Origin of the sequence: Herbaspirillum lusitanum P6-12, from assembly GCF_000256565.1 — a bacterium.
GTDB classification, from domain to species: Bacteria; Pseudomonadota; Gammaproteobacteria; order Burkholderiales; family Burkholderiaceae_D; genus Herbaspirillum; species Herbaspirillum lusitanum.
This window is the reverse complement of record NZ_AJHH01000602.1, coordinates 1-500: the sequence shown is the minus strand read 5'-3', so window position 1 is coordinate 500 and position 500 is coordinate 1. Positions and strand designations below refer to the sequence as shown.

At 69.6% G+C, this 500-nt stretch carries 1 protein-coding gene; it reads right to left on the bottom strand.

The window, feature by feature from the left end:
- Positions 1–500, bottom strand: a 500-nt coding sequence (locus HLUSI_RS0119695) for a CoA transferase (protein ID WP_040503703.1), incomplete at both ends; no start/stop codon positions are given.

Genomic DNA, 500 nt, shown 5'->3' with positions numbered 1-500 from the left:
CGTTTTCCACGCGCCGCTCCAGCCGTAGGCGTCGAGGCTGACATCCACCAGCGCCGGATTGATGCGGCGGCGATAGTCTGCGTCGAAGCCCATGCCGGCCAGCGCGTCGGAACGATAGCCGTGCACCAGTACGTCGGCCTGCGCCAGCAATTGGGTGAAGATTTCCCGTCCCTGCGAGGTGCGCAGGTCGAGTCGCGCGCAGCGCTTGCCCGGCACCAGGTCGGGCACCACACCCGGCTCATCCCAGCTCGGCGGATCGAGGCGCAGCACGTCGGCGCCGAAGCCGGCCATGAAGCGCGTTGCGGTCGGCCCCGCCAATACGCGTGTCAGGTCAAGCACGCGGATGCCCTGCAAGGGACGTTGCGGATTCACCGGCCAGCGCGGCTTCGCGCTCGCAGGCGCATCGGCGATGTGCAGCAGGGGTTCCGCGTTGACGGCGGCTCCCTGCGGATGAACGCGCCACTCCTCCATCGTGCGCACCCCACGCCGCGTAGGGCCTG